This window comes from Spirosoma liriopis, from assembly GCF_023196085.1.
Classification (GTDB): domain Bacteria; phylum Bacteroidota; class Bacteroidia; order Cytophagales; family Spirosomataceae; genus Spirosoma; species Spirosoma oryzicola.
Map to the genome: position 1 here is coordinate 581,197 of NZ_JALPRF010000003.1, position 14,646 is coordinate 595,842.

Here is a 14,646-nt window from a genome sequence, read left to right on the forward strand (position 1 = left end):
AATGGGCTATTGCTTAGTAGCCATACGCTACGTTCATGGCGTCTGTGAACGATTAAGCAAGCACTAGCTAAGCCCTGTATGAAAACAAGTTTACTGATTTTATTCTTACTGCCTCTTTTGACGTTCGCTCAATCAAAAAGCGATCAATCAGTTGTCATAAAAGGAATACTTCTTGACGAACAAACGAAGCCCATTCCGTTCGGGACCGTTACGTTACATCAGAAAGCAGACTCTACGCTGATAACTGGAGCGATCTCCGATGAAGCGGGTACGTTTGAACTTCGGGCCAAGCCAGGGACGTACTGGGTAAAAATTTCCGTTGTGTCATACACCGAAAGACGTATCCCGGCAATCCAGGTCGTGAATAAGCCGATCGATCTTGGTAAACTAATACTAAAAGCAAGCACCAAACGGCTAGACGAGGTCGTTGTGAAGGGCGAGCGCAGTCAGATGGAACTGGCGCTGGACAAAAAAATATTTAACGTAGGAAAAGACCTGGCCAATGCGGGAGGAACGGCTGCGGATATTTTGAGCAACGTGCCGTCCGTGGCTGTCGATGCGGAAGGGAATGTGAGTTTGCGGGGTAGTAATAGCGTCCGGATTCTGATTGACGGAAAGCCATCAGGATTGGTCAGTTTAAAAGGAGGGAGTGGGTTGCAACAGTTGCAGGGCAGCAGTATTGAGCGGGTCGAGGTGATCACAAATCCGTCGGCGCGCTATGAGGCCGAAGGAATGGGGGGCATTATCAATATTGTCTTGAAAAAAGAGCACAGAGAAGGTATCAATGGCTCATTTGATGTTATTACAGGTTATCCGGCCAATTTCGGACTGGCGGCTAATGTAAACTACCGCCGTAAAAACCTTAACTTCTTCGTTAATTATACGGCGTCGTACCGGAACACGCCCGGTCGGAGTTCGCTGTATCAGGAGGTGTACCGTGATGATACCACGTTTATTACTCAGCAAAATTCGACAAACCGGTTGAAGGGATTGAACAACAATGCCCGCGCGGGTCTGGATTATTTTTTCAATCCCAAGAACGTGCTGACGGCTTCCTACACCTGGCGGCTGAGCAAAGGAAAACGCTACGCGGATATACTTTACCGGGATTACCAGTTTTCGACCCAAAATCTCCGCAGTATAACCAGCCGCACGCAGGACGAAACCGAAACGGAGCCCAATTCGGAATATGCGTTGACGTACAAACGAACCTTTGCCCGCGAAGGCCACGAACTTACCGCCGATGTACGCTATCTGGATAACTGGGAAAGTTCCGATCAGTTATTTAATCAGCAGACCGTTGGGCCTGACGGATTTATGGCTACCACGCCCGCTGTGCTGCAACGGTCGCTTAACGACGAAACCGAAAAGCAATTACTCGTTCAAATTGATTACGTTCGACCGTTTAGCAAGAATGGGAAAGTCGAAGCCGGACTACGGAGCAGTTCGCGCGATATGACGAACGATTACTCGGTGACGCAACGGGGTGACAATGGCGTGTGGCAGCCGTTACCCGGACTAACCAACGATTTTCTGTATGAGGAACGCATTCACGCGCTGTACGGAATCATCGGCAATAAGTCGCGCAAGCTCTCCTACCAGGCGGGACTGCGTGGTGAATTAACGGATGTGACGACAACACTTCGCCGGACAAACGACGTCAATCCGCGCCATTACGCTAATCTGTTTCCAAGCATGCACGTTACCTACGATCTGCCTCGTCAGCACGCGTTGCAACTGAGCTACAGCCGCCGGATTCGCCGACCGCAGTATAACGATCTGAGTCCGTTCATGACGTTCAGCGACAACCGAAACTTTTTCAGCGGAAATCCGAACCTCAACCCTGAATTCACCAACGCCTTCGAAATTGGTCACGTCAAATATTTCAGCAAAGGGTCGATTAGTTCGTCTGTGTATTACCGGCATACGAACGACAAAATTCTGTCCATTCGCCGGGTCAACGAGCAGGGGTATTCGACAACCCGACCCGAAAACTTGGCGAGTGAAAATTCATATGGAGCGGAGTTTGCCGGTTCCTACTCGCCTTTTACCTGGTGGAAACTGGACGGTAGTTTCAACTTTTTCCGGGCTATGACCAACGGGAGTAACCTCGACGTGAATTATCAAAGCGATACCTATAGCTGGTTTACCCGGATGATTTCACGCTTTACGCTCCCAAAATCCACGGATGTCCAACTGCGGGGTAATTACGAAGCGCCCCAGAAAACACCGCAGGGAAGACGTAAAGCCTTGGCGACACTCGATCTGGCCATCAGTAAAGATTTGTTTAATAACAACGGGACGCTGACCTTGAACGTCGTTGACGTATTCAACTCCCGTCGATTTCGGTCCATTACCGAAGGCGAAAACTTTTATACCGAAAGTAGTTCGCAGTACCGGCTTCGTCAGGTCAACCTGACCCTTAGCTACCGACTACGGCAGGCGAAAAAGAAAGAAAAACCGGCTGAAGGCGAGTTCTAGCCCCGTTCAGGCAATTACGGCGTAAAACGAAAAGCGGAGACGTGTTCGGCCTCCGCTTCTCGGTATTATTTTGGGGTATTTCTCTAGGACCTACTGGTACTGGATGTACATAGGCTTGGGAGTCAGCGCCAGTACTTCTTCGGGAGTCATAATGCGCGAACCGGGCTTTCTGAAATCGTTGTCGTAAAACAATTTAAAGCCTGTATACTGCACTGGCTCTTTCTGGATGTAGTCGTGATACGAATCTTTCTTAAGCACCGGCGGGCCCCAACCGTCCATATCCATAACAATCTGGACATTAGGGTTGAGTTTGATGTTTTTGTAGTTCTTGATCATCCCCTGCGTAAAGCGGTGAACCACCAGTACTTTAGGCGGTATGTTATTTTCTTTGACAACGTTACTCAGAAATTGAACCGCCTGGTTGACGTCAGCCGCATCGTAACTGCCGATTTTAGTGCCGGGCTTGGCGCCGGTGACCATCGAAAATTCAGGATCGATACCCAGATGCACAAAAGGCAATTTAAGGTATTTCTCCAGGAATTTCATTTCGGGACCAAGTGGAGCGTGACCCCGTTGAATATCGAGAAACACGATAGCCTTGTGCTCGTTGCCCCACTTAAGCACTTTCTTGATCGTTTTGTCGGACATCCGCATCCGGTAGCCGCCGTCTTTGCCGGGAGCCCCCTGCGCCGAGATCGCTACCAGATGCAACGCGGGCTGAATCGGTGTCGCCGGATCGGCTTTTTCCCAGTTCTTGATTTCCCGGTCGAGCCGTTGCAGCATTTCCTCTTTGGGGTACTTTCCCAAAATACCCATCTTTTTAGAGTGCGGATTGCCGTAGTAAGCAAAGATCCGTTTTTTGGGCAGGATGGCTTCCGTAGGGGCGTACGTTAGCGAATCGAGGGTCGAGTCGCCGGTACTTACCGAGCGGGAAGAGGCAAGTGAATTTTTTTCGGCTTCGGGCTTTTCAGCCGAATCCGTTTTCGCAACGTTGGATTCAGCCGATGCCTCTGTGGTGATTTTACCTGTTTTGGACGAACTTTCCTGTTTCGATTCGGAAGAGCAGCCAGTAAGTTGACTGAGAGCCAGCAGAGTAAGCGCGGCCAGGGGAAAACGCATGGTAATCAACTAAGTTTAAAAAAAAGCATGAGAAGGTTGAGCTGCAAGTCAGCGTATACCCGGATAGTGCAAGTATAGAGGCTTATGGTAACTTTTCAAAGCATAAGTTCGCCTAGTCCCTGACGAATTATCGAAAAGTTATCGTCGGTTGCGTCAACAATGGTGGAAGCTACATTACCACCGTAACCACCGTCAATGACGATATCGACTTGGTGCTGGAATTTCTCGAAGATCAGTTCCGGATCGGTCGAATACTCGATTACTTCGTCTTCATCCCGGATCGACGTAGTGATAATTGGGTTACCCAGCTCATGAACGATGTCGCGCGGGATGTTGTGATCCGGCACGCGGATACCCACCGTTTTTTTATTGGTGTTGAGTAGTTTAGGAACGCTGCCGCTGGCTTCCAGGATAAACGTAAACGGACCCGGCAAGACTTTTTTCATCAGCTTAAACGCCTGATTACTCACCCTGGCGTAATCGGCAATGTGACTTAAATCGTAGCAAATGAATGAAAAGTCGTTCTTGGTAGGTTTAATTCCTTTGATACGGGCTACCCGTTCTACGGCGCGGGCATTATGAATGTCGCAGCCCATCCCGTAAATGGTATCGGTTGGGTAGATGACGACGGCACCGTCGCGCAACGCTTTTACGATGTGATCAATCCGGCGCGGATCGGGATTCTGCGGATATAACTTGATGAATTCAGCCGACATAAAAAACGTTTTTAGTTAATAGATGTCCGCTAAGGACGAACGACTAACCATAAACTACAAACTACCTAAACCAGTTTAGCCGGTTGATAGGCTGGCTGGTGCGGATGGTTCCATTTGAGGTAACGTCGGTACAGTTTATTGACGGGTAAATGAAAACGGCTAAGGCTAAGAATCAGCGATGTAAGCGCACCCGGCGAATCCATTCGTTGGAGCAACTGACCAAATTCCAGCGCTAGGTCAAACTGTTCGGCATAGAAGGCTTTACGGATAAATTGCCGAACCCGGCCCGCCAGTGCTTTGTATTCGGCCGGGTGGTTGCAACGATCAAATGCTTTGTAACAGACGGTCAGCGAGGAACTGAGTAATTGATTTCCGGGCATGATTACCTGGGCCTGCATCGAGTTGGGAAGCCGTCTTTTCTGGGTCAAGACTTCGTCGAGGTAGGCGTAGTGGTAAAGCCGCGAGGAGCGAACCCAAAAATCAAAATCTTCAAACGACAGCGTTTCGTCGTAGCCGCCCAGCTCGTTCAACACATCCCGGCGCATCATCATGGTTGGCGTACAGATGAAATGCGACTCCAGCACGTTTTTAAACACATCGCCCGAAGGGACTTTAAAACGGGCACGACCCTCGGCATCAACGGCGTAATGAAGCGCTGTCTGATTGCCGAGTTCATCGACGTAAGCCGCGTTGGAAAAGACAACCGCGTAAGGGCCCGCCAGTTGTTCGAACAGGTCGGCCTGTCGGGCAATTCGGTTGGGCAGGAGCACATCGTCAGCGGCCAGATCGATCACGTAGCGACCACTGGCCAAGGCCAGTCCTTGATTAAACGCCTGATTCAGCCCGCGATTGGTAGGATTTTTGATAAAGCGTACCGCCGGATGTTTCTGCACAAACCGTTCGATTCGTTTCGCTGATTGGTCGGAGCTGCCGTTATCAATAACAATCAGTTCAACGTTTGGGTAGTGCTGATCGACTACCGATTGAAGCCCCTGTTCAACGTAGGCTTCCTGGTTAAAACTGGTGCAAATTACACTAACCCAGGGCTTTATCCGGTTGAGGTAAGGACTCATCGGTAAGGGGTTAGATTGGCCAGTAACGGAAATCATTCGGTCTGGTTAAGAAGGTATTGGCGTATAAGCAGAAAAAGCCGTGCCGATTTCTGGGGTTGACTAAAAGACAATAGTACGAACCATTTGTCACCAAAAGTCTACTTTTTGAGCAAACGGAGATAAGAATGAAGGGATGTTGATTAGCGCGTAGCGTTGGCACGGTTTTTCCGTAAGAGTCAGGAACGGTTTACAAGATGACATCGCCTGATGTGTGGCCGTTTTCCTTTTATGGGTTAGCGTTTGCAAACGTCATCCTAGGTATTCGGGGTGACGTTTGTTGTTTTCTGGGCAACGTCAGGGTCCCGGTCGCCTTCCAGGTTGTAGAGTGCGACGTTCATTTCAAAGCCAATAATAAGCAGCAGAGAAACCAGATTGATCCAGATCATCAACGCGATGAGGGTACCGATCGAACCGTACACTTTGTTGTAGGAACCAAAGTTGGAGACGTAAAACGAAAAGCCCAGCGTTGTCAACACAATCAACACGGAGGCCGTGATGGCTCCCGGCGCAACAAAAGCCCATTTCATGCGCACGTCGGGGCCAAAGTGGTAAATAACCGAAACAGCCGCTACAAACACGGCAAAAACCAGCAGATAGCGGCCCAGCGCCAGTAGATTGACGAAAACGGCATTGTTCAGAATACCGAAGTGTAGCAAGTAATCGCTGACAACACCCCCCACGATCAGCACAACAATGGCCAAAACGAGCGCAAAGGCCAGAATGATGGTTAAGCCAACCGCCACGCCCCGCACTTCAAAAAAGCCACGCCGATCCTGCGTCTCGTTGGTCGAGTTAAAGGCGTTCATCAGGGCCACCACACCACTCGTTGCGGAGTACAGCGCCAGCAGAAAGCCAAACGACAGCACGCCACCCCGTGGGCGGCTGATAATGTCGCGAATTGTTGTCTCAACCGAACTAAAGGTGTCACCCGGCAATACTTCTTTGAGGAAGCCCATGATCTGTTCCTCCAGATTGGGTACGGGGATGTACGGGATAAGCGTAAAGAAAAAGATAACGGTAGGAAAGACGGATAGAATCAGGCTGTAGGATACCGATGCGGCCCGCTCACTAGTGTCGTTTTCCGCGATTTTGGCACCCATTTTTCGCAGAAAGGTGTACCAGCTGATTTTTGAGTTAAACGGTTTGTGCTCGCGAAGCCAGGCGCGTGTCACCCGAAATGCTTTCAAGCTCCATAGTTTTTCAAGCATACACAGGTCAGTAAGTTGTAAGCCGGTAAAACCGCATAAACGGTGCCATTCACCGGCTTATTGACTATTTTTTAACCGGCTAGTCAAAAAAAGGTTTCGCAGCGTCGAGCAAATCGGCGGGAGCCGGACCTGGTCGGCCCGTAGCCGATCGGAGAAAAATAAGCGTCGTTTCGCCCGTATTGAGCAATTGTCCGTCCTGGTTGAAGATTTCGTAGCGAAACACGATGCGCGTATTCGGCAACTGAGGAATCGTAACCCGGATGGTCAGCAAATCGTCGTATTTAGCCGGTCGGATAAAGCGGCAACTCATATCGTAGACCGGCATCCCGATACCGCTTTCTTCGAGCGCTTTGTACTCCATGCCCAAATGACGGAGCGCTTCTACGCGGCCAATTTCGTAAAATCGGGCGTAGTTGCCGTAATAAACGATACCCATCTGGTCAGTGTCGTAATACCGAACGCGGATACCCGTAACGTCGTGGGTAAACATAGGTGGGGCTATTTCATAATTTTCATTCGGGTCAGGGCCTGCTGATACAACCGCGCATTCGCCAAATGTTCCGATAAGGTTTTCGAGAACGTATGATAGCCGTTGAAACTAGCGTTGACCACAAAATAAAGGTATTCGTGCTGTTCGGCGTTCAGCACAGCATCGATGGTAGCGGGAGCGGGGAGATTGATTGGTCCCGGTGGCAAACCCGTGTAGCGATACGTATTGTACGGTGAATCGACCGCTAGTTGCCGATTCAGCAGACGCCGGATGCCAAAATCGCGCAGGGCAAAAATAACCGTTGGGTCGGCTTCGAGTTTGATACCCCGTTTGAGTCGATTCAGGTAAACGCCCGCCACCCGTGGCTGCTCATCCCGCTTGTTGGTTTCGGCGGCCACAATGGAAGCCAGTACCTGCGCCTGCGTTTGGGTCAGACCCAGTGCTTTCGCTTTTGCCTGACGTTCGGGAGTCCAGAATTTCTTGTATTCTTTACCCATCCGTTCCAGAAACGCTTCCGGCTTGATGGTCCAGAAGAATTCGTAGGTATTGGGCAGGAACAGACAGACGATGGTTGTCGTATCGAAGCCAAACTTCTCGCAGGTTGCCGGATCGTTGAGCAGCGTACCAAGCGCAGCAGGGCCGAATTCGAATTTGCTGCCCAACCGCTGGATCAGGTCGCTTTTCATCCGGATGTTGTTAAACGTAACGGGCATCGCGTCCTGACTGCCGTTGCGCAGCTTGACCAGAGCCTCGCGGTTGCCCATCCTGGGTTTGATCTCGTAGCGCCCTTCTTTTACCCGTTCGGGATACTTCATCAGTTTTGCCAGAAAGCGAAACGACGTTTCGTCGTTGACAACCTTGTGTGTTTTAAGGGTGTCCATGACCGACTCGAACGTTGACCCTCGGGGAATAAGCAGCGCAAAGGTTTTGTCGTTTTCCTGGACTTGAAGATTCGGGCTTTTGAAAACCTGCCAGAAGTAAAACGTAAACGTCGTCAGCAGGATGGATACGGTGAGGAACAGGCCAATTTTGAGGTTACGCGACATAATACAGAATCAAGTTGTGCTTTACAGAAGCTGCCCCGGTTTTGCCGTCATTTTAGCTACAGACGGGTTTTGTTTCGAATCACAAATCGTCCGTGAGACGTAATGCGGAAGCGGACCTCTTGTAAACTTTTTGCAAATGTACGGCAAGGAGCTTTATGAGATCGATTTTATGCGCTGAACCGTAAATTTTACCCACACAAATTGCGCTTCGTTACGCTCTACCGAAAAGTTACTATTGTTGGCAGATAGTATCTCATAGATTACTTAAAGTTATATTTGGATGTATTGTCCTATTTTCATTAAACAAACGCAATCCTGATCCGCTTTACTCAGCGTATTTACTTAGCCCAAGTTCAGGCTTGAGTAATTTTAACAGGTAGTTAATAGCCATTTAATGATGAATTAACCGTAAGACTGGTACTTGCGGCCCTAATCACCTTGTTCCAATTACAGATTCTATCTTATGAATTTTCGAACGATCGCCAGAAAAGCAAGTCCTGCATTTGTCCTTGGCTGGTTGTTGACAATACCAACGCTGTTTGCACAAACAGTGGGCATTCAGCCGGATACGGTTCAACAAACGTTACCTCAACTTGAACAGCAGTTTCTGGACCGAAATTTTCAGTTGCTTGCCCAACGCTATCAGATCAGCGTCGCTGAGGCCAACGTCATTCAGGCAGGGTTGCGTTACAATCCAAATGTTCAGTTTCAATCCAACTTTTTCAATCCGCAAACGGGTAAGTTTTTCCAGTACGGACAAAACTCGGCGGCCGACGTGGCTAACAGCCAGTTCAACCGGGGGGGGATGACGATCCAGGTGCAGCAATTGCTGATGCTGGCCGGGAAGCGCGGCAAGCTGGTTGCGGTGGCCGAAAGTAACCGGGCGCTGGCCGCGCTGGCCTTTCGCGACATTCTACGGACGCTGCGTTATCAGCTAAATACCACCTACGCCAACCTGTTCTACGACCTCCAGGCCGTCGCCCTGCTGCGAGGGGAAGAAGGGCGTCAGCAGCAATTGATTGAGTCGTATCGAATTGCCCAGCGTACGGGTGGAGTTGCTCCTTACGAGGTAACGCGCCTGGAAGCGGCTCTGCGCGACCTGCGGGCCACGATTGCCAATTATCAAAGCCAGATTGCCGATGAGCAGGCTACACTGCGGGTACTGCTCCGGCAAACGGGAAATCGCTTCATCCTGCCTACGGATGTTCCGGTTGCTACACCACCTTTGCCGCAACTCAGTGTGGCAATCGACTCCGCCCTGCACAACCGACCCGATGCAGCCATTGCTCTGGAACAGATCAACTACGCGGAACGGAGCTTAAGCCTGGAAAAAGCCCGTCGGACACCAGACCTGCTTGCTGGTTTTGTTTTCGACAAATACGGCAACGCTTTCAACAACTTCACGGGTCTGTATACCGCTATGGACTTGCCAATTCGCAACCGAAATCAGGGCGCGATCAAAGCGGCTGAATTTAACGTGAAAAGCTCACAGGCGGGTGCCGACAACCAGCAAACGATTGTACAAAGTGATGTGCTTAATGCATACGATAAACTAAGCACTTACTACAATCAATACAGTACCCTGCCCACGGATTACATCAGCCGATTGCAAAATATCTCCGTTGAAGCTACCCGCAGCTACAACGCCCGAACGATTGGTCTGCTCGATTATCTGGACAAAATCCGTACCTACCAGCAAGCGCAGTTGAACTTGATTAACCTTCGAAACAACCTGTTTCAATCGCAGCAGCTGCTGAATTTCGTAACCTCCACCCGATTTTATTAGATAGTAACCACGTCGTTGTATGAAATCTTTGCTATGCATTGCGGCTACCGGTTTGTTGCTGGCGGCTTGTGGACATAAAAATGCTGAAGACGAAAAAGTGCCGACCTCGGCTGCCGATTCAACCAGCAGTTATCTGACCGATTCCGTCCGGCGCATGAGCCCCGAGGCTGAGTTAACCCTTAACGGAACGGTGACATTTGATCAGGATAATGTCGTGCGCGTTTTCCCGCTGGTGAGTGGAAACGTTCAAAAAACGACGGCTTCGCTGGGCGCTTACGTGCAGAAAGGCCAGGACCTGGCCCTAATTCGGTCGGGCGACATCTCGAATTATACCAACGACTACCAGGCCGACAAGTCGGATCTGGACGTTGCCAAGCAAAACTTCAAAAACGTCGAGGCACAGTACAAAGCCGGATTTGCTTCGCAAACGGATTACCTGACCGCCCAGAGCAATTTGAAAAAGGCGCAGGACGAATTAGGGAAATCAACGAATATCCTGCGCGTCTACGGCGGAAGTACGGCTGGAACAGGACAGCCTTATTTTACCGTAAAAGCACCCATTGCTGGTTATATTGTTGAGAAAAATGTAAACACAGGGCAGGACTTACGATCTGATAATCAGGACCCGCTCTATACCATTTCGAGTCTGCAAAAGATATGGGTGCTTGCCAACGTCTATGAGCAGGACATTCCCGAAATCAAACAAAACCAGGCCGTCGATATTCAGGTACTGGCTTATCCCGACAAAACCTTCAAGGGTATAATCAGCAACGTCAGCAGCGTACTGGACGAACAGGCGCGGGTGCTGAAGGTGCGGATCGTACTGGACAACAAGGACGGTTTGCTCAAGCCCGATATGTTTGCCACCATTCATGTGCATCTGCCCAATACGGGGGTGGCGGGAACGGATCAGGCGCTGGCCGTGGCGCAGAAAGCCGTTGTATTCGACCGGGACCATTATTACGTAATCGTGCAGACGGGCCGGGACAAGTACGAAGTCCGGGAGGTTAAAGTGGTAAAAAATACGACCCGCTACGCCTTCGTGGAGGGCGGGAACCTGAAGCCCGGCGATACGGTGGTGACCGAAGGTAGCTTGCTGCTGTACAACGATTTGACCGATTAGGTTTCGAGGGAACGGGTTGTTGCAGGCGGTTGCAAACGTAGCAATTGTGACCGCGCTCAATCGCCCAGGTACTCATTCACTCAATTGTTTCCATGAACAAGTTCATTCGTAGCCTGATCAGCTTTGCCCTGACTAACCGGCTCACCATATTTTTTACCATCGGCCTGATCGTAGTGGCCGGGGTGGTTAGTTTTCTGAATACACCCGTTGAAACGTTTCCGGACGTTACCAATACGAACGTTATCGTTATTACGCAATGGCCGGGTCGTTCGGCGGAAGAGGTAGAACGGTTTGTGACCTTACCCCTCGAAACCGAACTGAACTCCGTTCCGCGCAAAAGCACGCTGCGGTCCGTGTCCCTTTTTGGCCTGTCGGTGGTGACGATGATCTTTGAGGATGGCGTCGATAACTTCACGGCCCAGACTAACGTCGCCAACCGCATTGCCGGGGTTGATCTGCCCGATGGCGTTACGGCTGAAGTTGAACCACCCTATGGTCCAACCGGTGAAATCTACCGATTTACGCTCGAAAGCAAAACCAAAGACATCACCGAGCTAAAAACGCTTCAGGACTGGGTGATCGAGCGCCAAATCAAAAGTGTGCCCGGCATTGCGGATGTCGTTAGTTTCGGTGGTAAAGTAAAAACCATCGAGGTGAGTCTGAATCCAACGCTACTGGCCAATTACGGTTTTACCGCGCTGGACGTTGATCAGGCTATTCAGCAAAGCAACATCAACGTGGGGGGCGATGTCATCAAGCAGGGCAACCAGTCGCTGGTGGTGCGTGGCATCGGTTTGCTCACCAAACCCGAGGACGTAGCCGGTATCATCATCGACAACGTAAACGGCGCTCCGGTCCGGGTGCGCGACGTGGCAACGGTTCGTGAATCGTTTCAGCCCCGGCTGGGTATTGTCGGGCGCGACAAGCAGGACGATGTCGTTGAATGTATCGTGGTTATGCGGAAAGGCGAAAATCCAAACGACGTTATCCCGGCCCTTAAAGCCAAGATCGATGAGCTGAACAACCAGATCTTACCCAAAGACGTAAAAATCAAAACGTTCTACGACCGCACCACGCTGAACAACTACACCTTGCATACGGTGGGCGAAAACGTGGGCATGGGTATCTTCCTGGTAACGGTTATTCTTCTCGTATTCCTGGCCGACTGGCGCACCACCGTAACAGTAGCCATTGTTATTCCGCTGGCGTTGCTGTTTGCCTTTATCTGCCTGCGGCTGCGCGGTATGACCGCTAACCTGCTGAGTATCGGAGCGCTTGACTTCGGTATCATCATCGATGGCGCCGTCGTGATGGTCGAGGGCTTGTTCGTGATGCTGGCCGTGCGGGCCGAGAAGCTGGGAATGACCAAATTTAACGGGCGCGCCAAACTGAGTTGGATCACGAGTACGGCTACGGAGTTGGGTAAGTCGATCTTTACCTCCAAGCTCATTATCATTACGGCCCTGTTGCCGATCTTCAGCTTCCAGAAAGTCGAAGGTAAATTGTTTAGTCCGCTGGCCTGGACCATCGGTTTTGCGTTGCTTGGTTCGCTTATTGTGAGTCTTACGTTGATTCCGTTGCTGTGTAGCATCCTGCTGAAGAAAAACGTGCGGGAGCGGCATAACCCGGTTGTGGAAGGACTCGAAAAAGGCTACGTGCCCGCGCTGGCCTGGGCCATTCGCAAACCACGTACCATCATTGGTATTGCGCTGGGCGGCCTGGCTTTTGCGATCTATTTGTTTCTGTTTCACATTGGTTCCGAGTTTTTGCCGCAGCTCAACGAAGGCTCGATCTACGTGCGGGCCAGCTTGCCTTATTCTGTTTCGCTGGACGAAAGCTACGCGTATACCCGCAAATTCCGGGCGGTGTTTGACGAGTTTCCCGAAGTGCGGGGTGTGATCTCACAAACCGGGCGACCTAACGACGGAACCGACCCAACGGGCTTTTTTAACAACGAATTCTTTGTTGACCTGTACCCCAAAGAGGAGTGGAAGCGCGATATAACGAAGGATGAACTGATTGCAGAAATGCAGCAGAAATTAGCGCGTTTCCGGGGTGTGTCCTTTAACTTTTCCCAACCGATATCGGATAACGTCGAAGAAGCGGTTTCGGGGGTGAAAGGATCGATGGCGATTAAAATCGTTGGGCAGGACCTGAACGTACTTGATCAGGAAGCTACGCGCGTGTTCAACGTGATGCGGACGATTCCGGGCGTGAGCGATCTGGGTGTGTTCCGGAACCTGGGCCAGCCTGAATTCAGAATCCAGCTCGATCAGCAAAAAATGGCGTTGTATAACGTACCCACCGACGTCGCCCAGTCGGTTATCGAAACGGCCATTGGTGGTAAAACCGTGACGCAGTATTACGAAGGAGAGCGCCGGTTTGATGTTAAAGTGCGCTATGACGAGCGGTTTCGGTACTCACCCGAGCTAATCGAAAACTTGCTGGTGCCTACGCGTTCGGGTAGTAAAATTCCACTGAAGGAGCTAGCTGACATCGGTACCCGTTCGGGACCGGCGTTTATCTACCGGGAAAACAACGCCCGCTTTATTGCCATCAAGTTTTCGGTACGGGGCCGCGATTTGGGAAGCACCATTGCCGAAGCACAGCAGAAAGTTGGTCAGCAGGTCAAACTGCCCGAAGGTTTCCAGATGCGCTGGGCGGGTGAATTCGAGAATCAGACGCGGGCCGAGCGGCAGTTGTCGATTGTGGTACCCATCAGTATCACGATTATCTTCCTGATCCTGCTCTTTACGTTTGGTAGCGCCCTGGACGCGGCACTGATTATCCTGAACGTACCCTTTGCCCTGATTGGCGGTATCCTGGCACTCTGGCTGACGGGTATCAACTTTAGTATTTCGGCGGGGGTTGGTTTCATTTGCCTGTTCGGTGTTTCGGTGCAGGATGGCGTGATTCTGATCAACCGCTTCAAGGAAAATCTGCACAATAAGCTGCCGTTGGTACAGGCCGTGCGGGAGGGGGCGCAGACGCGGGTACGACCCGTGGTTATGACGGCGTTGATGGCTTCGCTGGGCTTATTACCCGCGGCTCTTAGTACGGGAATCGGGTCCGAAACGCAGAAACCGCTGGCAATCGTCATGATCGGTGGTCTAATGACCTGTACCGTTCTGTCCCTGTTGATCTTACCCGTTACGTACGAACTGATCCACAAAGGCCGGGCCTGGCGCAAAGAGAAAAAAGCGGCTCTGGCCTCAAACAAAACAGTTTAGGTATTTTGCTGTCGGGGTGGTGTCAGGTTTGAGAACCTGACACCACCCCGACATACCACCCCGACATACCACCCCGACATACCACCCCGACATACCACCCCGACATACCACCCCGACATACCACCCCGACATACCACCCCGACATACCACCCCGATAGTGCGTTTGGGCGTTACCACAGAGCAATACAGTTTATTGTTCGGGCTCAATGATTGGGGAGAACGGCCTACCTTTGCAGCCGGAACCTTCAATAGATCAACTTGTCAATCACGCATTCATTATCAGGGGCACAAACCGTACGTGGCCCGTCGTTGTACACGTTTTCGTTCTGGCTGCT

General features: G+C 50.9%; 10 protein-coding genes. 4 read left to right on the forward strand and 6 right to left on the reverse strand.

Annotation, left to right across the window (positions count from 1 at the left end):
* Nucleotides 1–78: 78 nt before the first annotated feature.
* Nucleotides 79–2,481 (forward strand): TonB-dependent receptor, encoded by a 2,403-nt coding sequence (locus tag M0L20_RS19285; RefSeq protein WP_248478617.1) that lies wholly within the window; start codon nt 79–81, stop codon nt 2,479–2,481.
* A gap of 90 nt (nt 2,482–2,571) precedes the next feature.
* Here the strand turns inward: M0L20_RS19285 and M0L20_RS19290 are convergent, their stop codons facing one another.
* The 6 genes from M0L20_RS19290 to mltG all read right to left on the reverse strand — a co-directional run bounded on the left by M0L20_RS19290 (nt 2,572) and on the right by mltG (nt 8,172).
* Entirely contained in the window at nt 2,572–3,600 is a 1,029-nt protein-coding gene (locus tag M0L20_RS19290) for a hypothetical protein (protein WP_232558231.1), read from the reverse strand.
* 95 nt (nt 3,601–3,695) lie between these two features.
* Entirely contained in the window at nt 3,696–4,316 is a 621-nt protein-coding gene (locus M0L20_RS19295) for an L-threonylcarbamoyladenylate synthase (RefSeq protein ID WP_232558232.1), read from the reverse strand.
* Between the two features lie 65 nt (nt 4,317–4,381).
* Nucleotides 4,382–5,425, reverse strand: coding sequence for a glycosyltransferase (locus M0L20_RS19300; RefSeq protein WP_248478619.1), 1,044 nt, complete (start codon nt 5,423–5,425; stop codon nt 4,382–4,384).
* A gap of 257 nt (nt 5,426–5,682) precedes the next feature.
* Nucleotides 5,683–6,636 (reverse strand): YihY/virulence factor BrkB family protein, encoded by a 954-nt coding sequence (locus tag M0L20_RS19305; RefSeq protein ID WP_232558234.1) that lies wholly within the window; start codon nt 6,634–6,636, stop codon nt 5,683–5,685.
* A gap of 79 nt (nt 6,637–6,715) precedes the next feature.
* Nucleotides 6,716–7,126 (reverse strand): acyl-CoA thioesterase, encoded by a 411-nt coding sequence (locus tag M0L20_RS19310; protein ID WP_232558235.1) that lies wholly within the window; start codon nt 7,124–7,126, stop codon nt 6,716–6,718.
* A gap of 8 nt (nt 7,127–7,134) precedes the next feature.
* The gene (gene mltG / locus M0L20_RS19315; RefSeq protein ID WP_232558236.1) at nt 7,135–8,172 is read right to left on the reverse strand and encodes an endolytic transglycosylase MltG; all 1,038 of its coding nucleotides are present in this window, start codon (nt 8,170–8,172) and stop codon (nt 7,135–7,137) included.
* Nucleotides 8,173–8,635: 463 nt separating this feature from the next.
* Between mltG and M0L20_RS19320 the strand changes: the two genes are divergently transcribed.
* From M0L20_RS19320 to M0L20_RS19330, 3 genes are all read left to right on the forward strand, one after another.
* Nucleotides 8,636–9,958, forward strand: a complete 1,323-nt coding sequence (locus M0L20_RS19320) for a TolC family protein (RefSeq protein ID WP_248478621.1) — start codon at nt 8,636–8,638, stop codon at nt 9,956–9,958.
* A gap of 19 nt (nt 9,959–9,977) precedes the next feature.
* Entirely contained in the window at nt 9,978–11,081 is a 1,104-nt protein-coding gene (locus M0L20_RS19325) for an efflux RND transporter periplasmic adaptor subunit (RefSeq protein ID WP_232558238.1), read from the forward strand.
* A gap of 92 nt (nt 11,082–11,173) precedes the next feature.
* Nucleotides 11,174–14,311: an efflux RND transporter permease subunit gene (locus M0L20_RS19330; protein ID WP_248478623.1), complete on the forward strand. Its 3,138-nt coding sequence runs from the start codon at nt 11,174–11,176 to the stop codon at nt 14,309–14,311.
* Nucleotides 14,312–14,646 lie beyond the last annotated feature (335 nt).

Bases quoted from the DNA above. Each gene is read 5' to 3' on its own strand.
- M0L20_RS19285 (WP_248478617.1), top strand. From the start codon at position 79: ATGAAAACAAGTTTACTGATTTTATTCTTACTGCCTCTTTTGACGTTC.
- M0L20_RS19295 (WP_232558232.1), bottom strand. From the start codon at position 4,316: ATGTCGGCTGAATTCATCAAGTTATATCCGCAGAATCCCGATCCGCGC.
- M0L20_RS19310 (WP_232558235.1), bottom strand. From the start codon at position 7,126: ATGTTTACCCACGACGTTACGGGTATCCGCGTTCGGTATTACGACACT.
- M0L20_RS19330 (WP_248478623.1), top strand. From the start codon at position 11,174: ATGAACAAGTTCATTCGTAGCCTGATCAGCTTTGCCCTGACTAACCGG.
- M0L20_RS19325 (WP_232558238.1), top strand. From the start codon at position 9,978: ATGAAATCTTTGCTATGCATTGCGGCTACCGGTTTGTTGCTGGCGGCT.
- M0L20_RS19300 (WP_248478619.1), bottom strand. From the start codon at position 5,425: ATGATTTCCGTTACTGGCCAATCTAACCCCTTACCGATGAGTCCTTAC.
- mltG (WP_232558236.1), bottom strand. From the start codon at position 8,172: ATGTCGCGTAACCTCAAAATTGGCCTGTTCCTCACCGTATCCATCCTG.
- M0L20_RS19290 (WP_232558231.1), bottom strand. From the start codon at position 3,600: ATGCGTTTTCCCCTGGCCGCGCTTACTCTGCTGGCTCTCAGTCAACTT.
- M0L20_RS19320 (WP_248478621.1), top strand. From the start codon at position 8,636: ATGAATTTTCGAACGATCGCCAGAAAAGCAAGTCCTGCATTTGTCCTT.
- M0L20_RS19305 (WP_232558234.1), bottom strand. From the start codon at position 6,636: ATGCTTGAAAAACTATGGAGCTTGAAAGCATTTCGGGTGACACGCGCC.